Source organism: Stenotrophomonas nematodicola (assembly GCF_009467805.1).
In the GTDB taxonomy this organism is placed as follows: Bacteria; Pseudomonadota; Gammaproteobacteria; order Xanthomonadales; family Xanthomonadaceae; genus Stenotrophomonas; species Stenotrophomonas nematodicola.
Genome location: NZ_WIAY01000011.1, coordinates 28011 through 48063 on the forward strand (window position 1 = coordinate 28011; position 20053 = coordinate 48063).

Annotated in this window: 19 protein-coding genes; 14 read left to right on the forward strand and 5 right to left on the reverse strand. The window is 68.1% G+C overall.

The window, feature by feature from the left end:
* Positions 1-113: 113 nt before the first annotated feature.
* On the forward strand, positions 114-1277 hold the full coding sequence (locus GDJ08_RS19630) for an acyl-CoA dehydrogenase family protein (protein WP_136006718.1): 1164 nt from the start codon (positions 114-116) through the stop codon (positions 1275-1277).
* Between the two features lie 33 nt (positions 1278-1310).
* On the opposite strand, the gene trmL is transcribed toward GDJ08_RS19630, so the two are convergent.
* Positions 1311-1790: a tRNA (uridine(34)/cytosine(34)/5-carboxymethylaminomethyluridine(34)-2'-O)-methyltransferase TrmL gene (trmL, locus tag GDJ08_RS19635; RefSeq protein WP_017355523.1), complete on the reverse strand. Its 480-nt coding sequence runs from the start codon at positions 1788-1790 to the stop codon at positions 1311-1313.
* Between the two features lie 43 nt (positions 1791-1833).
* Positions 1834-2301, reverse strand: a complete 468-nt coding sequence (locus tag GDJ08_RS19640; RefSeq protein WP_153165548.1) for an XAC0231 family protein — start codon at positions 2299-2301, stop codon at positions 1834-1836.
* Between the two features lie 372 nt (positions 2302-2673).
* On the opposite strand from GDJ08_RS19640, the gene GDJ08_RS19645 reads away from it, so the two are divergent.
* From GDJ08_RS19645 to GDJ08_RS19660, 4 genes are all read left to right on the forward strand, one after another.
* Positions 2674-5559, forward strand: a complete 2886-nt coding sequence (locus GDJ08_RS19645; protein WP_017355521.1) for a M16 family metallopeptidase — start codon at positions 2674-2676, stop codon at positions 5557-5559.
* A gap of 100 nt (positions 5560-5659) precedes the next feature.
* On the forward strand, positions 5660-5977 hold the full coding sequence (locus tag GDJ08_RS19650) for a DUF4156 domain-containing protein (RefSeq protein ID WP_136006713.1): 318 nt from the start codon (positions 5660-5662) through the stop codon (positions 5975-5977).
* 112 nt (positions 5978-6089) lie between these two features.
* Complete coding sequence (locus GDJ08_RS19655) at positions 6090-7106, forward strand: 3-oxoacyl-ACP synthase III (protein ID WP_017355519.1); 1017 nt, start codon at positions 6090-6092, stop codon at positions 7104-7106.
* Between the two features lie 61 nt (positions 7107-7167).
* Positions 7168-8058, forward strand: coding sequence for an alpha/beta fold hydrolase (locus GDJ08_RS19660; protein WP_153165549.1), 891 nt, complete (start codon positions 7168-7170; stop codon positions 8056-8058).
* 49 nt (positions 8059-8107) lie between these two features.
* Here the strand turns inward: GDJ08_RS19660 and GDJ08_RS19665 are convergent, their stop codons facing one another.
* On the reverse strand, positions 8108-8533 hold the full coding sequence (locus GDJ08_RS19665) for a YkgJ family cysteine cluster protein (protein ID WP_017355517.1): 426 nt from the start codon (positions 8531-8533) through the stop codon (positions 8108-8110).
* A gap of 102 nt (positions 8534-8635) precedes the next feature.
* Here GDJ08_RS19665 and oleC point away from each other — a divergent pair, with 102 nt between their 5' ends.
* The 3 genes from oleC (at position 8636) to GDJ08_RS19680 (ending at position 11515) form a co-directional block, all read left to right on the forward strand.
* Positions 8636-10291 (forward strand): olefin beta-lactone synthetase, encoded by a 1656-nt coding sequence (gene oleC / locus GDJ08_RS19670; protein WP_153165550.1) that lies wholly within the window; start codon positions 8636-8638, stop codon positions 10289-10291.
* The gene (gene oleD, locus GDJ08_RS19675; protein ID WP_136006709.1) at positions 10288-11298 is read left to right on the forward strand and encodes a 2-alkyl-3-oxoalkanoate reductase; all 1011 of its coding nucleotides are present in this window, start codon (positions 10288-10290) and stop codon (positions 11296-11298) included. The genes oleC and oleD overlap by 4 nt, the downstream gene beginning before the upstream one ends.
* A gap of 61 nt (positions 11299-11359) precedes the next feature.
* Complete coding sequence (locus GDJ08_RS19680) at positions 11360-11515, forward strand: DUF1328 domain-containing protein (RefSeq protein ID WP_136006707.1); 156 nt, start codon at positions 11360-11362, stop codon at positions 11513-11515.
* Between the two features lie 93 nt (positions 11516-11608).
* On the opposite strand, the gene ddlA is transcribed toward GDJ08_RS19680, so the two are convergent.
* A complete protein-coding gene (gene ddlA / locus GDJ08_RS19685; protein WP_153165551.1) occupies positions 11609-12715 on the reverse strand; it encodes a D-alanine--D-alanine ligase in 1107 nt (368 codons plus the stop codon).
* A 124-nt stretch (positions 12716-12839) separates the two neighbouring features.
* Here ddlA and GDJ08_RS19690 point away from each other — a divergent pair, with 124 nt between their 5' ends.
* From GDJ08_RS19690 to GDJ08_RS19700, 3 genes are read left to right on the forward strand one after another with little or no spacing between them, the layout of a single operon-like run.
* Entirely contained in the window at positions 12840-13487 is a 648-nt protein-coding gene (locus GDJ08_RS19690) for a ubiquinone biosynthesis accessory factor UbiJ (protein WP_153165552.1), read from the forward strand.
* The gene (ubiB, locus tag GDJ08_RS19695; protein ID WP_136006701.1) at positions 13484-15142 is read left to right on the forward strand and encodes a ubiquinone biosynthesis regulatory protein kinase UbiB; all 1659 of its coding nucleotides are present in this window, start codon (positions 13484-13486) and stop codon (positions 15140-15142) included. The genes GDJ08_RS19690 and ubiB overlap by 4 nt, the downstream gene beginning before the upstream one ends.
* Before the next feature lie 33 nt (positions 15143-15175).
* Complete coding sequence (locus tag GDJ08_RS19700; RefSeq protein ID WP_051008654.1) at positions 15176-15937, forward strand: pseudouridine synthase; 762 nt, start codon at positions 15176-15178, stop codon at positions 15935-15937.
* 67 nt (positions 15938-16004) lie between these two features.
* Here GDJ08_RS19700 and GDJ08_RS19705 read toward each other — a convergent pair whose 3' ends face one another.
* Positions 16005-16547, reverse strand: a complete 543-nt coding sequence (locus GDJ08_RS19705; protein ID WP_026070966.1) for a DUF2059 domain-containing protein — start codon at positions 16545-16547, stop codon at positions 16005-16007.
* A 138-nt stretch (positions 16548-16685) separates the two neighbouring features.
* Here GDJ08_RS19705 and arfB point away from each other — a divergent pair, with 138 nt between their 5' ends.
* The 3 genes from arfB to dcp all read left to right on the forward strand — a co-directional run bounded on the left by arfB (position 16686) and on the right by dcp (position 20023).
* Positions 16686-17117: an alternative ribosome rescue aminoacyl-tRNA hydrolase ArfB gene (gene arfB / locus GDJ08_RS19710; RefSeq protein WP_026070967.1), complete on the forward strand. Its 432-nt coding sequence runs from the start codon at positions 16686-16688 to the stop codon at positions 17115-17117.
* Positions 17118-17163: 46 nt separating this feature from the next.
* The gene (locus tag GDJ08_RS19715; protein WP_229296590.1) at positions 17164-17724 is read left to right on the forward strand and encodes a lysophospholipid acyltransferase family protein; all 561 of its coding nucleotides are present in this window, start codon (positions 17164-17166) and stop codon (positions 17722-17724) included.
* Between the two features lie 142 nt (positions 17725-17866).
* Entirely contained in the window at positions 17867-20023 is a 2157-nt protein-coding gene (gene dcp, locus GDJ08_RS19720) for a peptidyl-dipeptidase Dcp (protein WP_136006699.1), read from the forward strand.
* Positions 20024-20053: the final 30 nt, after the last annotated feature.

Here is a 20053-nt window from a genome sequence, read left to right on the forward strand (position 1 = left end):
CTCCTCTGCTGTGACATGGGCATTGTAGGCCGTGCTGCGGCATGCCTTGGCCTGCCCCTGCGCAGGGACCACAATGGGCGCCGTGTTCCACCGCCACGATGCCCCGGGTAGCCATGTCACTGAATCCGTACGACCTGTTTGATGTCCGCTCCCTGCTCACCGAGGAGGAACGTGCCGTACAGGCCACGGTGGCGCGCTTCACCGATGAACGGGTCCTGCCGATCATCGGCGACGCGTTCGACCAGGGGCGCTTCCCCGACGAACTGATCCCCGAGATCGCGGCGTTGGGCCTGCTCGGCTCCAGCCTGCCCGAACAGTACGGCGGTGGCGGCCTCAATGCGGTCAGCTACGGGCTGATCTGCCAGGAACTGGAACGTGGCGACTCCGGGCTGCGCAGTTTCGTGTCGGTGCAGAGCTCGCTGTGCATGTACCCGATCTTCGCCTACGGCAGCGAGGAACAGCGCCTGCGCTGGCTGCCCGACATGGCCGCCGGCAAGGTGATCGGCTGCTTCGGGCTGACCGAGGCGCACGGCGGGTCGGACCCGGCGGCAATGAAGACCCGGGCCGTGCGCGATGGCGGCGACTGGGTGGTGAACGGCAGCAAGATGTGGATCACCAGTGGGCCGGTGGCCGATATCGCCATCGTCTGGGCGCACACCGAGGACGGCATCCAGGGGTTCGTGCTGGAAAAGGGCATGCCCGGTTTCAGCACCCAGGAAATCAAGCACAAGATGAGCCTGCGTGCGTCGCTCACCGGCGCGCTGTTCTTCGACAATGTGCGTGTCCCCGAGCGCAACCGCCTGCCCAATGTGCAGGGCTTGAAGGGTCCGCTGGGCTGCCTCAACCAGGCGCGTTACGGCATCAGCTGGGGGCCGATCGGTGCGGCGGTGGCGTGCCTGGACGAAGCGCTGAACTACACCAAGCAGCGCGTGCTGTTCGGCCGCCCGGTGGCCGCCACGCAGAGCGCACAGATCAAGCTGGCCGACATGGCCCGGCGGATCACCACCGCGCAGCTGTTGTCGCTGCAGCTGGGACGCCTGAAGGATGCCGGGCAGCTGCAGCCGCAGCAGGTCAGCCTGGCCAAGTGGAACAACTGCCGGATGGCGATCGACATCGCGCGTGAATGCCGCGACCTGCTCGGCGGCGCCGGCATCACCACCGAGCACGTGGCGATCCGGCATGCGCTGAACCTGGAATCGGTGATCACCTACGAGGGCACCGAGACCGTGCACCAGCTGGTGATCGGGCGCGAGCTGACCGGCATCAACGCGTTCTGAAGGCCACCGGGCCGACGGTTGGTGGGCACAGGCCTACTGGCCGCCGGCGAATCCGCTCTGGCGCCAGGCTTCGTACATCACCACCGCGACGGTGTTGGACAGATTGAGGCTGCGGTTGCCCGGCTGCATCGGCAGGCGCAGCCGGCGGCCGTGCGGCAGCGAATCGAGCAGGTCCTGGGGCAGGCCGCGGGTTTCCGGGCCGAACAGGAAGGCATCGCCGTCTTCAAACGGCTGGGTGTCATAACGCACGCTGCCGCGGGTGCTCAGGGCGAACAGGCGCTTGGGGGCAATGGCCTGCAGGGCGGCATCCAGGTCGGGATGTACCTGCAGTCGAGCGTATTCGTGATAGTCCAGGCCGGCGCGCTTGAGCTGCTTGTCGCTCAGGTCGAAACCGAGCGGCTCGATCAGGTGCAGCCGCGCGCCGGTGTTGGCGCAGAGGCGGATCACATTGCCGGTGTTCGGCGGAATTTCGGGTTGGAACAGGACGACGTGGAACGTAGGCGAGGCAGTCATCGGCGCAGTGTACGCCGCGGCTGCGAAGGTTCGCAGCCGGAAATCAGCGGACCAGCACCGAGGCGGCGGTTTCCAGGGCCAGGGCCTGCAGGTCCGACGGGCTCGGGCGCACGTGCAGGGTCGGCAGGTTGACGATCACGTCGCGGGCAACGGCAGTGGCGGCAGCGGTCAGGGCGGCCACGTAGTCGCGGTTGCCGGCTTCTTCGGCAGCCAGGGCCTGGTACTGCTCGGCGGTCGGACGGACGTCGACGGTGGCCAGGGTGGTGACGCGGCGGTTGGCGGTCAGCTCGGCGCGGTACTCGGCGATCATGCCGGCGGTCGGGCGGACTTCGACCACGGCCAGGGTGGGGATGGTGCTGTTGCGCTCGACGTCGGCCTGGGCGATCTGGTCGGCGGAGGGGCGCACCTGCACGGTGTCCAGGGTGGTGATGGCCGAGGCGGCCTGCAGGTTGCCGGCAAAGGCGGTGCTGGCGGCGATGGCGATGGCAATGGCGAGGGTCTTGGTGTTCATGGCGGGTCCTGTTTAGTGTTGGTGAGCAGTGGTGTGGTAGTAAGGTAGTACACCGAATCTGGGCTTGCAAGAACAATCTGCATTTTTCTTTGTTTGTTCAGCCATCAGTCAGCTTTAGGCTGGGTTCCCCAAGGGGCACTTAGGACAAAGCAGGCTTCGTGCCAACTTTTACGTATTGATTTGAAAGGGATTTTTGCGTCGCGGTGAGTGTCCGCTGTCCGGACACCTGTCCGTTGCCGCGCCGTTCTGTCCGCGTCATCCGGCGCGGACACCGCATCGCAGCCCTGGACACCGGCAATGACTGTTGGCGGATGCCTTTCGACGGGCGCTCGCGCTAGCATCGACCTTCACTTTCATGACCAAGGAACAGGAATGACCGTCCAACTCCGCCCGCGCGCTGCGCTGCTGGCCGTAGCCCTTTCCACCGCGCTGGGCGCGCTTGCCCCGGCACCGGTGCTGGCCAAGCCGGCTGCGGTGGCCAAGGTCGACATTCCGTTCGAAGAGTTCACCCTGCCCAACGGGCTGCGGGTGGTGGTGCACACCGACCGCAAGGCGCCGATCGTCGCGGTCAACATCTGGTACCACGTCGGCAGCAAGGACGAACCGGCCGGCCGCACCGGCTTCGCGCACCTGTTTGAACACCTGATGTTCCAGGGCAGCGAGAACCACGCCGGCGAGTACTTCGAGCCCTTCAAGCAGGTCGGCGTGACCGGCCAGAACGGCACCACCAACACCGATCGCACCAACTACTTCGAGAACGTGCCCACCACCGCGCTGGACATGGCGCTGTGGATGGAGTCCGATCGCATGGGCCATCTGCTTGGCGCGATCGACCAGGCCGCGCTCGACGAACAGCGCGGCGTGGTGCAGAACGAAAAGCGCCAGGGCGAGAACCAGCCCTATGGCCAGGTGTGGGAAAAGCTCAACCGCGCGCTGTATCCGGAAGGGCACCCGTATCACCACAGCGTGATCGGCTCGATGAACGATCTCAACGCCGCCTCGCTGGATGACGTCAAGACCTGGTTCCGTACCTGGTACGGCCCGAACAACGCGGTGCTGGTGCTCGCCGGCGACATCGACGTGGCCACGGCCAAGGAAAAGGTTGCCCGTTACTTCGGCGACATCCCGGCGGGTCCGAGCATGGCCCAGCCGAAGGTGGACGTGGCCAAGCGCCCGGCTTCCACCCGCGAAGTGATGACCGACAAGGTGCCGCAGGCGCGCATCTACCGCGCCTGGAACGTGGCCCAGGTCGGCACCACCGACATCGACCAGCTGCAGCTGCTGGCGCAGGTGCTCGGCGGCGCCAAGTCCTCGCGTCTGGACCAGCGCCTGGTGCACCAGGACCAGCTGGTGGACAACATCAGCGCCGGCGCCTACAGCTCGCAGCTGGGCTCCAATTTCATGATCGTCGCCAGCGTCAAGCAGGGCGTGGACCCGGCCAAGGTCGAGGCCATCATCGATGAGGAAATCAAGCGCCTGCTCAAGGACGGTCCGACGGCCGAAGAACTGAGCCGGGGCAAGACGGCCTTCCGCGCCGGCTTCATCCGCGGCATCGAGCGCATCGGTGGCTTCGGCGGCAAGGCCGACGCACTGGCCGAATGCACCGTGTTCGAAGGCGACCCGGGCTGCTTCCGCAAGTCGCTGGCCAACATCGACGCGGCCACCGCCGCCGACGTGCGCGCCGTGGGCGCCAAGTGGCTGGGCACCGGCGACCACACCATCGTGGTCGAGCCGGGCGCGCGCGTGGCCCTGCCGGAACTGCCGTCGGCAACGCCGCAGCCGTTCACCGTGCCGGCCGTGGACGCCAGGTACACCACCCTGCCCAAGGGCGTCGACCGCAGCACCGGCGTGCCGCAGACCAAGACCTTCCCGGAACTGAAGTTCCCGCAGCTGCACCGCGCCACGCTGAAGAACGGCACCAAGGTGATCCTGGCCGAGCGCCACGACATCCCGGTGGTGCAGTTCAGCTATGAGTTCCCCGGTGGCTTCACCGCCGACCAGGGCCGCAAGTCCGGCACCGCCAACTTCACGATGGGCATGCTGACCGAAGGTGCCGGCGAGCGCGGCGCACTGCCGTTCGCCGATGCCGCCGATGCGCTGGGCGCCAAGCTGGACGCGTCGGCCTCGCTGGACAACACCAGCGTGTACCTGTCGGCCCTGAAGGAAAACCTGGCGCCGTCGCTGGCGCTCTATGCCGACATGCTGCGCCAGCCGCGTTTCGACCAGACCGAGATCGACCGCATCAAGGCCAGCTGGATCGCCGGCATCCGCCAGGAGAAGGTCAACCCGAGCGCCTCGGCGATGCGCGTGCTGCCGACGCTGCTGTACGGCGCCGGCCATCCGTATGCCATTCCCTTCACCGGCAGCGGCAACGAGGCCGACATCCAGGCCCTGACCCGCGCCGAGCTGGTGGACTTCCACGCCCAGTGGCTGCGTCCGGAACAGGGCACCCTGATCGTTGTGGGTGACACCACGCTGAAGGAAATCGTGCCGCTGCTGGAACGCCAGTTCGGTGACTGGAAGGCCGACGGCGCCGCGCCGCAGATCAAGGCCCCGGTGGATGTGGCACGTCCGGCACAAACCCGCGTGTTCCTCATCGACCAGCCGGGCGCCGTGCAGGCCAACCTGTTCGCCGCCCAGGTGGTGCCGTCCTCGATGGACGCCGGCACCACCCGCTTCGACATCGCCAACGGCGTGCTCGGCGGCGACTTCACCTCGCGCCTGAACATGAACCTGCGCGAGCAGAAGCACTGGTCCTATGGTGCCGGCAGCAACGCCAGCAACACCCTGGGCCAGCGCCCGTGGACGGCGCGTGCCCCGGTCCAGATCGACAAGACCGCCCCGTCGATCGCCGAGATGCAGAAGGAAATCGCCGAGTTCGCCAGTGCGGCCAAGCCGGCCACTGCGGCCGAGGTCGAGCGCATCCGCAACATCCAGACCCTGAGCCTGCCGGGCGCCTATGAAACCGCCAGCGCGGTGCTGGGCACCATCAGCGGCATCGTCAGCTACAAGCGCCCGGACGACTACGTGTTCAAGCGCAAGGCCGAGATCGAGGCGATGACCCCGGCGCAGGTGCAGCAGGCCGCGGCCACGCTCGATCCCAAGACCCTGACCTGGATCGTGGTCGGTGACCTGAAGCAGACCGAGGCACCGGTCCGCGCGCTGAACCTGGGCGAGGTCACCGTGATCGACGCCGACGGCAAGCCCGTGAAGGCCTCCGCGCCGGCCGCTCCGGTGGCCACGCCCAAGGCCCGCTAAGCCGGCCTGGAGGATCACCGCCCTGGCGACAGGGCGGTGATCACAGCCGATTCAGCCGTTTCCCGCACAATCCCCTTCGTCGTCCTGCAAGGCTTCCCGCATGCGCCATCTGCTCCTGTCCACCCTGATCCTCAGCGTCACCGCCTGCACCTGGGTGCCGATCGAACCGGTCGGCAAGACCGTCCGCGTCCTCCCGGCCGGGGCAGTGCCCAGTGGCTGCCAGAGCAAGGGCGAGGTGGTGGTGACGGTCAAGAGCAAGGTCGGCTTCTACAACCGCAACCCCCTGCGCGTGCAGGACGAGCTGGAAACCCTGGCCCGCAACGAGGCCCCCAGTGCCGGGGCCAATGCCGTTCAGGCGGCCGGCCTGCCGGCCGATGGCAGCCAGCGTTTCCTGGCCTTCCAGTGCCCGCCACGCTGAACCCTTCACACCCGGGGCGGACCATACGCCCGGGCGTGAATTCGTAAAGGTGCGGTGAAGGCGGCGCCGGCTTACAATAGCGCCCCCTTTGCCTGAGCCTTGGCGCTAACTGATGCTCTTCAAGAATGTCTCTATCGCCGGCCTGGCGCACATCGACGCGCCGCACACGCTGACGTCCAAGGAAATCAACGAACGTCTGCAGCCGACGCTGGATCGTCTGGGTATCCGTACCGACGTGCTCGGCGACATCGCCGGCATCCATGCCCGTCGCCTGTGGGACGCGGACATGCTGGCCTCCGACGCGGCCACCCTGGCGGCGCGCAAGGCGCTGGAAGATGCCGGGATCGGTGCCGACAAGATCGGCCTGCTGGTCAACACCTCGGTCAGCCGCGACTACCTGGAGCCGTCCACCGCCAGCATCGTCTCGGGCAACCTGGGCGTCGGCGATGAGTGCATGACCTTCGACGTCGCCAACGCCTGCCTGGCCTTCATCAACGGCATGGACATCGCGGCGCGCATGCTCGAGCGCGGCGAGATCGACTACGCGCTGATCGTCGATGGCGAAACCGCCAACCTGGTGTACGAGAAGACCCTCGAGCGCATGGCCCTGCCGGGCGTCACCGCCGATGACTTCCGCAACGAGATGGCCGCCCTGACCCTGGGCTGCGGTGCCGCCGCGATGGTGATGGCACGCACCGAACTGGTGCCCGATGCGCCGCGTTACCGCGGTGGCGTGACGCGTTCGGCCACCGAGTGGAACCAGCTGTGCCGCGGCAACCTGGACCGCATGGTCACCGACACCCGCATGCTGCTGATCGAAGGCATCAAGCTGGCGCAGAAGACCTTTGGCGCCGCGCGCGAAGCGCTGGGCTGGGCGGTGGACGAGCTGGACCAGTTCGTCATCCACCAGGTCAGCCAGCCGCACACCGCCGCGTTCATCAAGAACTTCGGCATCGACCCGAAGAAGGTCATGACCATCTTCGGCGAGCACGGCAACATCGGCCCGGCCTCGGTCCCGATCGTGCTGAGCAAGCTCAAGCAGCTCGGCAAGCTGAAGAAGGGCGACCGCATCGCCCTGCTCGGCATCGGCTCGGGCCTGAACTGCTCGATGGCCGAAGTGGTCTGGTAAACAGACCCCTGCGTTGACTCCAAGGGCCGGTACTTCCGGCCCTTTTTACAGGTGCGACCCGATGTCCAAGCTTCCCGGTTACCCCGCCCATCCGCATCGCGTCGAGGTGCGCCCCGGCCTGTCGATGAACTATCTCGACGAAGGCCCGCGCGACGGCGAGGTGGTGGTGATGGTCCACGGCAATCCGTCGTGGAGCTACTACTGGCGCACGCTGGTGGCCGGGCTGTCGGACCGGTACCGCTGCATCGTGCCGGACCACATCGGCATGGGCCTGTCGGACAAGCCCGATGACGCGCACTACGACTACACGCTGCAGTCGCGGGTGGACGATCTGGACGCGCTGCTCCGCCACCTGGGCATCACCGGCCCGGTGACCCTGGCCGTGCACGACTGGGGCGGCATGATCGGCTTCGGCTGGGCGCTGTCGCACCACGACCAGGTCAAGCGCCTGGTGGTGCTCAACACCGCCGCCTTCCCGATGCCCGCCGCCAAGCAGATGCCTTGGCAGATCGCGCTGGGCCGGCACTGGTCGATCGGCGAGTGGATCATCCGCACCTTCAACGCGTTCTCCGCCGGCGCGTCGTGGTTCGGCGTGGAGCGGAAGATGCCGGCCGATGTGCGTCGTGCGTACGTGTTGCCGTACAACAGCTACGCCAACCGGATCAGCACCATCCGCTTCATGCAGGACATTCCGCTGGGCCCGGCCGACAAGGCCTGGTCGCTGCTCGAGCGTGCCGGCAAGGCGCTGCCGTCGTTCGCCGACCGCCCGGCGTTCATCGGCTGGGGCCTGCGCGATTTCGTGTTCGACCACCATTTCCTGGCCGGGTTCCAGGCCGCGCTGCCGCAGGCGCAGGTGCATGCCTTCGAGGATGCCGGGCACTACGTGCTGGAAGACAAGCACGAGGTGCTGGTGCCGGAGATCCGCGCGTTCCTGGACGCCAACCCGCTGTAAGGCACGCCAGGCAGTGCCGGCCGCGGGCCGGCACCCCCAGGGCCCCGCTTCACGCCGCGATCGGTGCCTGGGGTGCCGGCGAATTGCCGTTGTCGTCCGGGTGGTCGTCGTCGTTGCCCGCGTCATCGCGCCACCGCCAGTCCGCCAGCGTCAGTGCCGGCATGCCGTGCGCGATGCGCGCCTTGTCGCACTGTGGGCTGGCCTTGCCGTATTCCCATGACGCATCCACCTCGCGGCACACGCTGGGCCGGTTGGGATGGATGCTGCAGCGCGAGTACACCCCGATCTCCGCGTCCAGCGCGACGCAGTAGACCGGCTTGGACAGGGTGCCGCGCATGCACAGCCGGTGCGGGTCCAGGACCTGGGTCAGCGCGTGGGGAACGCCGCCGGGGGTGACCTCGTCGGACTCCATCCAGTGGAAGGCCACGCGGTACTGGGTGCAGCAGGCGCCGCAGGTCAGGCAGGGATGGGGCATGGGGCGCCGGCCTTGGGCGGCAGGAAGCAGGAGGGAAGGGCGCGAATTTTCCACGCTGCCGCCCGGCGCGCAAGAATTTTCTGCAGCGGCGACAATGAACGGATGAACAGCGCCACCAACATCGCCGCCCGCCTGCCCGAGCTGGCCCGCGAGCGCCCCGACCAGATCGCCATCCGCTGCCCGGGAAAGCCCGGCCCCGGCGGCATGGCCCGTTACGACGTGACCCTGGATTACCGCACCCTGGATGCCCGCAGCCATGCGATGGCTGCCGGGCTGGCCGCCTACGGCATTGGCCGCGGCGTGCGCGCGGTGGTCATGGTGCGGCCGTCGCCCGAGTTCTTCCTGCTGATGTTCGCGCTGTTCAGGAACGGCGCGGTGCCGGTGCTGGTCGACCCGGGCATCGACAGGCGCGCGCTGCGCCAGTGCCTGGACGAAGCGCAGCCGCAGGCCTTCATCGGCATCGGCCTGGCCCACGTGGCGCGCAAGGTGCTGCGCTGGTGCCCCTCGGCGACGATCCAGGTCACTGTTGGCCGGCGCTGGGGCTGGGGCGGCACCACCCTGGCACGCCTGGAGGCGGCCGGCGCGCGCGCGCCGCAGCCGATGGCCGACACCGACGGCGAGGACGTGGCCGCGATCCTGTTCACCTCCGGCTCCACCGGCGTTCCCAAGGGCGTGGTCTACCGCCACCGCCATTTCGTCGGCCAGGTCGACCTGCTGCGCGCCGCGTTCGGCATGGAGCCTGGCGGCGTGGACCTGCCCACCTTCCCGCCGTTCGCGCTGTTCGATCCGGCGCTGGGGTTGACCTCGGTGATTCCGGACATGGACCCCACGCGTCCGGCCAAGGCTGATCCGCGCAAGCTGCATGACGCGATCGCCCGGTTCGGCGTCACCCAGTTGTTCGGCTCGCCGGCGCTGATGCGGGTACTGGCCGACCACGGCCAGCCGCTGCCCACCGTGCGCCGGGTGACCTCGGCCGGCGCGCCGGTGCCGCCGGACGTGGTGGCGCGGATCCGGCGCCTGCTGCCGCCCGAGGCGCAGTTCTGGACGCCCTACGGCGCCACCGAGTGCCTGCCCGTGGCGGTGATCGAGGGCCGCGAGCTGGAAAGCACGCGCGCGGCCACCGAGACCGGCGCAGGTACCTGCGTGGGTGCAGTGGTGGCGCCCAACGAGGTGCGCATCATCGCCATTGACGACGCCCCGCTGGCCGAGTGGTCGCAGGCGCGCGTGCTGCCCGCGGGCAGCGTCGGCGAGATCACGGTGGCCGGCCCCACCGCGACCGACAGCTACTTCAACCGGCCGCAGGCCACCGCCGCGGCCAAGATCGTCGAACCCCTGCCCGGGGGTGGCACGCGCGTGGTGCACCGCATGGGCGATGTCGGCTACTTCGATGCGCAGGGCCGGTTGTGGTTCTGCGGGCGCAAGACCCAGCGCGTGGAGACCGTGCAGGGGCCGCTCTACACCGAGCAGGTGGAGCCGGTGTTCAATGCGCTGTCGGGTATCGCGCGTACCGCGCTGGTGGGTGTCGGTGCGGCCGGACGGCAACGCCCGGTGCTGTGCTATGAACTGCAGCCCGGCGTCGCCGATTCGCCTGCGCTGCGCGAGCAGCTGCGGGTCGAAGCGGCCGCGCACGCGCATACCGCACGCATCGAGGTGTTCCTGCCGCATCCGGCCTTCCCGGTCGATATCCGCCACAACGCCAAGATCGGCCGCGAAAAGCTGGCGATCTGGGCCGCCACCCGAATGGAACAGCACGCATGAAGATCCTCGTCACCGGCGGCGGTGGTTTCCTCGGCCAGGCCTTGTGCCGCGGCCTGGTCGAGCGCGGCCACCAGGTACTCGCCTTCAACCGCAGCCACTACCCGGCGCTGCAGGCGCTGGGGGTCGGCCAGATCCGCGGCGACCTCGCCGACCCTGATGCCGTGCGGCACGCCGTGGCCGGCGTCGATGCGGTGTTCCACAACGGCGCCAAAGCCGGTGCGTGGGGCAGCTACGACAGCTATTTCCAGGCCAACGTGGTGGGCACCGACAACGTGATCGCGGCGTGCCGTGCGCACAGCGTCGGCCGCCTGGTCTACACGTCCACGCCCAGCGTGACCCACCGCGCCACGCATCCGGTGGAAGGGCTCGGCGCGGACGAGGTGCCGTACGGCGAAGACTTCCAGGCGCCGTACGCGGCCACCAAAACCATCGCCGAACAGCGCGTGCTCGCCGCCAACGATGCCTCCCTGGCCACCGTGGCGCTGCGACCGCGCCTGATCTGGGGGCCGGGCGACCAGCAGCTGGTACCGCGCCTGGCCGAACGCGCGCGCGCCGGCCGCCTGCGTTTCGTCGGCGATGGCCTCAACAAGGTCGATACCACCTACATCGACAACGCCGCGCTCGCCCACTTCCTCGCCTTCGACGCGTTGGCGCCCGGCGCGGCGTGTGCCGGCAAGGCGTACTTCATTTCCAACGGCGAGCCGCTGCCGATGCGTGAGCTGCTCAACAAGCTGCTGGCGGCAGTCGGTGCACCGGCCGTGGAGAAGTCGATCAGCTTCAAGACCGCCTACCGCATCGGTGCGGTGGCCGAGCGGCTGTGGCCGCTGCTGCGGCTGCGCGGCGAGCCGCCGATGACGCGCTTCCTCGCCGAACAGCTGTGCACGCCGCACTGGTACAGCATGGAACCGGCGCGGCGCGACTTCGGTTACGTGCCTGTCGTGAGCATTGACGAAGGGCTCACGAGGCTGAAGGCTTCATCGCGCGGCGAACTTCCCGTCACTTGCTGAACACCGCCGGTCGGTAACGATGGCAGCACGCCAATCCGGCACGCATCACGCGAGGATAGACATGCTGCACTACGCCGTAATCTTTTTCGTCATCGCCATCATCGCTGCAGTGCTGGGCTTCTCCGGCATCGCCGGCACCGCCAGCAGCATCGCCTGGGTCCTGTTCGTCGTGTTCCTGATCCTGGCCGTGGTGTCGATGTTCCGCAAGCGCGGATAGTGCGCCCCCCGGCCCGCGCCTTCTCTCCGGCGCGGTACCCGGGCAACGCGCGTTGCCGCGCGTGACCGCGACGGCCTGGATCCTGCGAAGGATTCAGGCCGTCGTCGCAACGGCGTGCTGCAGCCCGCGCTCGGCGGCATGCCGGGCCATTGCCAGCTCCAGCAGGCGGGTAATCAACGCGGTGTAGCCCAGCCCACTGGCCGCCCACAGCTTGGGATACATGCTGATGCGGGTGAAGCCGGGCAGGGTGTTGATTTCGTTGATCACCACCTCGCCCCCGGCAGTGAGGAACACATCCACCCGCGCCAGACCGGCGCAGTCCAGCGCCTGGTAGGCGCGCACGGCGATGTCCTGGATGCGCGCCTGCGTATCCGCGTCAATGTCGGCGGGCACCACGATGTCCGCGCCGGTCTCGCTGATGTACTTGGTGTCGTACGAGTAGAAATCATCGTGCACCACCACCTCTCCGCACACGCTTGCCTCCGGTACTTCGTTGCCCAGCACCGCGCACTCGATCTCCCGGCCGCTCACGGCCGATTCCACCAGCACCTTGTGGTCGAACGACAACGCCAGTGCCAGCGCGGCATGGAATTCGCTCTCGCTGCGCACCTTGCTCACCCCCACCGACGAGCCCTGATTGGCCGGCTTCACGAACAACGGCAGGCCCAGTGTCGCCACCAGCGCGGCGTAGTCGGCGGCGGCCGCGCCGGCGCGGGTGATGCAGGCGAACGGTGCCACTGCCAGGCCGGCATCGCGGAGCAGGCGCTTGGCCACGTCCTTGTCCATCGCCACGGCCGAGCCCAGGACGCCGGAGCCGACGAAGGGCAGGTTGGCCATGCGCAGCAGGCCCTGCAGCGACCCGTCCTCGCCCAGCGTGCCGTGCACGATCGGGAATACCACGTCGATCTGCTCCAGCACGGCCGTCGGCGTGGTCGGCACCAGTTGCCGCTGCGACTGGCCGGGCAGCACCGCCACGGCGTGGCCGGAGGCGTGCAGCGCGATGCGCGACGGGTCATCGGCGTTCAGCAGGAACTGCTGCGGGTCGCTGACGTGCCACCGGCCCTGCTTGTCGATGCCGATCAGGGTCACGTCGAAGCGTTCCTTGTCCAGCGCATCGACGATGTTCTTCGCCGACTGCAGCGAGACTTCGTGCTCGGCCGAGCGCCCGCCGAAAATGATCCCGACCCGGGTCTTGCCCATCGTAGTACCGCTCCTGGCGTGCTGAAAAAAGCAAGCATGGACCCGCGCACGGTGCTTGGCAAAAAGGCAGGTGCACCCGCCGTGCGGACGCCCGCCGTTCAAGGGGGCGCGGTAGAATGCGGCGATGGCCCGTTCCCTGCTCTCTTCCCTCAAGCCCCTGGCCGGCCACGCGCTGGAAGTGGCACTCAACCGCGCCGTGGCGCTGGACCCGGACACCGGCAGCGCGCTGGGCGCGCTCGACGGCCGCCACATCGCCCTGACCCTGGAGGCGCCTGCGCTGGCGATGCGCATCGGCGTGGCCGGGCAGCGCCTGACGGTGGGGCCGGTGGATCTGACCCAGGAACCGGATCTGGCGGTACGCAGTTCGCTGGGCGGGGTGCTGGCGCAGTTGCCGTTCCTGGCCAACGCGCGGCGCGGCGGCGATGCCCCGGCAGGGCGGGTCAAGGTGGCCGGCGATGCCGAACTGGCGCGCCGCCTGCAGCAGCTTGCCAGCCGTTACGACCCGGACTGGCAGCTGCCGTTCGTGCGGGTGTTTGGCGAGGTACTCGGCGTGCAGATCGCCCTGGCGCTGCGCTCGGCCCTGCAGCATGCGCGCCGTGGCGCGTCCGACCTGGCGCACAGCGCCGCTGAATTTGTCACCGAGGAGTCCCGCGACGTGGTAGCGCGTGCTGAGCTGGAGGCCTTCCACGACGACGTGGATGTGCTGCGCGACGATGTGGAACGTTTGACCGTGCGCGTGCAGCGCGTACGCCAGCGCCAGGTGCGCGCATGAAGGCGATGTTCCGCGCCAGCCGGATCGGCCGGGTGCTGCTGCGCTACCGCCTCGACGACCTGCTCGACGGCACCCCGGCCGAGCGCTGGCTGCGCCTGGCCAAGCCGTTCGTGCCGCGCGCCTCGGCCGACATCGCCGCACAGTCGCGCGGTGCGCGGCTGCGCCTGGCGCTGCAGGACCTGGGGCCGATCTTCGTCAAGTTCGGGCAGATCCTGTCCACCCGCCGCGACCTGATCCCGGCCGACGTGGCCAACGAACTGACCCTGCTGCAGGACCGGGTCAAACCCTTCGACGGCGATACCGCCCAGCGCATCGTGGAGGCGGCGCTTGGCCGTCCGGTCAGCGAGGCGTTCGCCAGCTTCGATCTGCAGCCGCTGGCCTCGGCCTCGATCGCGCAGGTGCACGCAGCCACGCTGGCCGATGGCCGCCAGGTGGTGGTCAAGGTGCTGCGCCCGGACATCGAAAAGCAGATCGACGCCGACATCGCGCTGCTGAAATCGGCCGCCGCACTGGTCGAGCGCACCCACCCGCGCGCCGACAGGATCCGCCCGCGCGAAGTGGTGGCCGAGGTGGAGAACACCCTGGCCGCCGAGCTGGACCTGCAGCGCGAAGGCGCCAACGCCAGCGTCCTGCGCCGCAACTGGATCGACTCGGACGACCTGTACGTGCCCGAGGTCATCTGGAGCCACACCGCCGAGCGCGCGCTGACCCTGGAGCGCGTCTGGGGCATTCCGTCCGACGACATCGCTGCGCTGGACAAGGCCGGCATCGACCGCAGGGCGCTGGCCGCCAAGGGCGTGCGGGTGTTCTACACCCAGGTGTTCCGCGACAACTTCTTCCACGCCGATGCGCATGCCGGCAACATCTGGGTCGACCTGGATCCGGCACGCCGCGACAACCCGCGCTTCATCGCGCTGGACTTCGGCATCATGGGACAGCTCTCGCAGGAAGATCAGTACTACCTGGCCGAGAACTTCATGGCCATCTTCAACAAGGACTACCGGCGCATGGCCGAGCTTCACGTCGAAGCCGGCTGGATGCCCAACAACGTGCGCATCGACGAGCTGGAAGCGGCCGCGCGCTCGGTATGCGAGCCGTACTTCACCCGCCCGCTGTCGCAGATCTCGCTGGCCGAAGTGCTGATGAAGCTGTTCCGCGTCGCCCAGCGCTACCAGCTCACCCTGCAGCCGCAGCTGATCCTGCTGCAGAAAACCCTGCTCAACATCGAAGGCGTGGGCCGCCAGCTCGACCCGCAGCTGGACATCTGGGCAGTGGCGCGACCCGTGCTCGAACGCATCCTGCGCGAGCGCTACAGCCCGCGCCGGGTGATGAAGGAACTGCGCAAGCGCCTGCCGGAGATCATGACCCACACCCCGGACATGCCGCGTCTGGTGCATGCCTGGCTGAAGCAGCAGGTCGAAGGCGGGCACGAACTGTCGATGCGTTCGCAGGACCTGGTGGCCTTGAACAGCAACCTGCAGAAGCTGCAGAAGCGTGCGGTGGCTGCGATTGCCGGCGTCGGCCTGCTGATCGTCGCTGCCGTGCTGTATGGCATGCAGCCTGGTGGCTGGTATTTCGGCGATGCACCGGTATGGAGCTGGGTGAGCGGCGCGGCGGGCCTGTTCTCGCTGGCCAGTGCCTGGTGGCGGCGCTGACCGGCGCGCAGCGCACCGCCTGAATCGCCGTTGATGGCGATTCAGGCGCGCGACGGGGATAATCGGTCGGTGAACGACACCGATACCGCCCTCGATACCGCCCCCCTGCAGCTGCTGCATCTGGACGACCGCCTTGCGGTGGTCAACAAGCCTGCCGGGCTCATGGTCCACGACAGCAAGCTGGCCCGCGGCGAAGACGATTTTCTCGCCGACCGCCTGCGTGAGCAGCTCGGCAAGCCGATCTTCCTCGTGCACCGCCTCGACCGTGCCACCAGCGGCTGCCTGCTGCTCGCCTTCGACCGCGAGAGCGCCAGTGCGCTCGGCAAGTCGCTGATGGGCGGCGACGTGGACAAGGACTACCTGGCGATCTGCCGCGGCTGGCCGGCCGAGGATGCCTTCACGGTCGACCACGACCTGGACGGCGGCCCGGGCAAACCGGTCAAAAAGCAGGCCATCACCCATTTCCAGCGTGTGGCCGTGGGCGAGATCGCGGTGCCGGTCGGCGAGTTCGAGACCTCACGCTATGCGCTGCTGCGCTGCCAGCCGCAGACCGGGCGCTTCCGCCAGATCCGCCGGCATCTCAAGCACCTGTCGCATCACCTGATCGGCGACACCAGCCACGGGGATGGTCGCCACAACCGCAGCTTCCGCATGCAGGGCATCCACCGGATGCTGCTGCACGCCGAGCGCCTGCGCTTCCCGCATCTGGATGGCACCGCGATGGACGTCAGCGCCCCGGTCGATGGCGAATTCCGCAAGGCAATGGACCTGTTCGGCTGGCACACCGCCCCGTAAAGCCGGGCTCTGCCCGGCTGCGTCTCGCCCGTAAAGCCGGGCTCTGCCCGGCTGCCCCACCACCGCGTTACCGCGACTTCGGTGCGGCCGTCTCTTCGTTGACGATCGCTTCCAGGTCCTTCTGCAGGTCCACGAACAGCGGCTGCATCTTGTCCTGGACGGCGACCATCACGTTCTGCATCAGCGCCGGCGTCTTGTCGAGCAGGCTCTGCCCGGCCGAGCTCTCGTAGAACTCGGCCATCGCCAGCACGTCTTCCTTGCTGAAGGTCTTCTTGTACAGGTCCACGTACATCGGCCGCAGCTGCTGCCACGACAGCGCCTGGCGGATGGTCTGGTTGGTGCGCTGTTCGATCCGCCGCAGCTGCGCCTGCTGCGCTTCGTCGAGCTGGCGCTGCGAGGCCACCTGGACGAACTGCTGGCGCTGCATCGCCTCGATCTGCGGCAACATGGTGTCGAGCATGCTCTGCGCGCGCGAGGCGGCCAGCAGGCGGTTGATGTCGGCGTCCGACGGGGGCGCGGCGATGGCCGGGCCAATCGCAGCCAGCCCCAGCACCACGGCCAGGGCGAAACGGGTCAGGCCACGACGGGCCGGCGGATGGATCGAAAGCATGTGCGGGGCATCCTGCAGTGCATGGAACCCGGAGCATACCTCCCAGGCCGTCATCAGGCGGTAGTTTGAGGACGTTATCGGCCTCATCGGAGATGTTGCAGTCGCCCCGCAGGCGGTGCCCCCCTTACAATGCGGCGCATGGGAACCGGGCCGATCACCGTCAGCGCGCACTTGTCGATTCCGGATACGGAGATCGTCGAGCGTTTCGTGCGCGCCAGCGGGGCCGGTGGGCAGAACGTCAACAAGGTCTCCACCGCGGTGGAACTGCGCTTCGACGTGGCCAACTCGCCGTCCCTGCCCGAACCGCTGCGCACGCGCCTGCTGGCCCGGCGTGACCGGCGCATGACCGGCGAGGGCGTGCTGGTCATCGACGCCCAGCGTTTCCGCACCCAGGACCGCAACCGCGAGGACGCGCGCGAGCGCCTGGCCGCCTTCATCCAGGCCAGCCTCAGCGTGCCCAAGCCACGGGTGGCCACCAAGCCCTCGTATGGCGCGAAGCTGCGTCGCCTGGATGAAAAAAAGGGCCGCGCGCAGATCAAGCGCGGGCGCACCACACGCAATTGGGAGTGATCGCTTGAACAACCGAAGTCCGCTGTTGCCGGCCGTTCCGCCCAACATGCCGCAGGTCAAACCCAACCGCTTCCTGCGCTGGCTGGCCCGCTGCACGCTGCGCCTGGGCGGCTGGAAAGTGGTCGGCACCTTCCCGGACCTGCCCAAGCTGGTCTTCATCGTGGCCCCGCATTCCTCCAACTGGGACGGGTTCTGGGGCATGGCCGCCAAGATCGCGCTGGGCATGCAGGTCAAAGTGCTCGGCAAGGCCTCGCTGTTCTGGTGGCCGCTGTCACCGCTGCTGCGTGCCCTTGGCGTGATTCCGCTGGACCGCAGTTCGCCGCAGGGTACTGTCGAGCAGGCCGTCAGCCTGATCAAGGGCTCCGAGCGCATGTGGTACGCCATCACCCCCGAAGGCACCCGCAAGGCGGTGACCCACTGGAAGGCCGGCTTCCTGAAGATCGCGCGGATGGCCGACGTGCCGGTGCTGGCCGCGTACTTCCACTACCCCGAGAAGACCATCGGGATCGGCCCGCTGTTCTACTCCAGCGGCGACGATGCCGCCGACATGGCGGCCATCCGTGAGTACTACCGCCCCTGGCAGGGCAAGAACCGCGGCACCGTCTGAGCGCCGCCCGGCCCCGCCCGCGCGGGTGCCGGGGCGTGCACAGCCAGACGCCACGTCCGGCACATGCTGCCCACGGGCAATCGGAGTAGGGTGATCGGCTGTGGTTGTCCGCCGCCGCACCCCCTTCCAAGGAGCCCGTTTCATGTCGCGTACCGTAGTTTTGGCCGCTGCCATCAGCCTGGCGCTGGCGGCTTGTTCCGGCAAGGAGTCCACCCCCGTGACCGATACCCAGAGCCCCGCCGCGCAGCCGCCGGCCGAGGCCTCCACCAATCCCCTGTTGAGCGCCAGCACGCTGCCGTTCCAGGCGCCGCCATTCGACAGGATCAAGGACAGCGACTACCTGCCGGCCTTCAATGAAGGCATGAAGCAGCACCTGGCCGAGGTCCGCAGGATCGCCGACAACCCCGAGCCGGCCACCTTCGACAACACCATCGAAGCGCTGGAGCGCAGCGGCGAAACCCTGAACCGCGTGTCGCGCATCTTCTTCGGCCTGGTCCAGGCCGATACCAACGACGCGCGCCAGAAGATCCAGGAAGAAGTGGCGCCCAGGCTGGCCGAGCACCAGGACGAGATCAACCTCGACCCGAAGCTGTTTGCCCGCATCAAGACTGTGTACGACCAGCGCGACGCCCTTGGCCTGGACCCGGTGCAGAAGCGCCTGGTCGAGCGTGATTACCAGGAATTCGTCCGCGCCGGCGCGCAGCTCAACGATGCCGACAAGGCCTCCCTGCGCAAGCTCAACGTGGAAGAAACCACGCTGGCCACGCAGTTCCACACCCGACTGGTCGCCGCGACCGCCGCCGGTGCCGTGGTCGTCGATGACAAGGCCAAGCTGGCCGGCCTGGACGAGGATGCGATCAACACCGCCGCCGCCGACGCCAAGGACCGCAAGCTGGACGGCAAGTACGTGCTGCCGCTGCAGAACACCACCCAGCAGCCGGTGCTGGCCTCGCTGAGCGACCGCGACCAGCGCGCCGCCGTGCTCAAGGCGTCGGAAACCCGCGCCGAGAAGGGCGATGCCAACGACACCCGGCAGACCGTCCAGCGCCTGGCCCAGCTGCGTGCGCAGAAGGCCAAGCTGCTTGGCTTTGACAACTACGCCGCCTACAGCCTGGCCGACCAGATGGCCAAGACCCCGGCCGCCGCGCTCAAGCTGCTGACTGACACCGTGCCGGCCGCCACCGCCAAGGCACGCGGCGAAATCGCCGAAATGCAGAAGGTCATCGACGCGCAGAAGGGCGGGTTCAAACTCGCCGCCTCGGACTGGGACTTCTACGCCGAACAGGTACGCAAGGCCCAGTACGATCTGGACGAGTCGCAGATCAAGCCGTACTTCGAAATGGACAACGTGCTGCAGAACGGCGTCTTCTACGCCGCCACCCAGCTCTACGGCATCACCTTTAAGCCGCGCACCGACATCCCGACCTACCACCCGGACATGAAGGTCTATGAGGTGTTCGACAAGGACGGCACCTCGCTGGCGCTGTTCTACACCGATTACTTCAAGCGCGACAGCAAGTCCGGTGGCGCCTGGATGGACGTGTTCGTCGAGCAGGACGGTCTGACCGGCGCCAAGCCGGTGGTCTACAACGTGTGCAACTTCACCAAGCCCGCCGCCGGCCAGCCCGCGCTGCTCAGCTTCGATGACGTGACCACGATGTTCCACGAGTTCGGCCATGCGCTGCACGGCATGTTCTCGAAGGTGAAGTACCCGTCCATTGCCGGCACCAGCACCTCGCGCGACTTCGTCGAGTTCCCCTCGCAGTTCAACGAGCACTGGGCGCTGGACCCCAAGGTGTTCGCCAACTACGCCAAGAACTACAAGACCGGCGAACCGATGCCGCAGGCCCTGGTCGACAAGATCCTCAAGGCACGCACCTTCAACCAGGGCTACGCGACCACCGAGTACCTCTCGGCCGCGCTGCTCGACCTGGCCTGGCACACCCAGCCGGCCGACGCGCCGCTGCAGGACGTGGCGCCGTTTGAAGCGGCCGCGCTGAAGAAGTACAAGGTCGACCTGGCGCAGGTGCCGCCGCGCTACCGCACCACCTACTTCGACCACATCTGGGGCGGCGGCTATTCGGCCGGCTACTACGCCTACTTCTGGGCCGAAGTGCTCGACCATGACACCTTCGAGTGGTTCAAGGAACATGGCGGCCTGACCCCGGAAAACGGCCAGGTGTTCCGCGACAAGATCCTCTCGCGCGGCAACAGCGTCGAACTGGCCGACCTCTACCGCGAATTCCGCGGCAAGGACCCGTCGGTCGAACCGCTGCTGGTCAACCGCGGCCTGAAGTGATCCGGTAGGCAGCGCACGTCGAACGGCAGG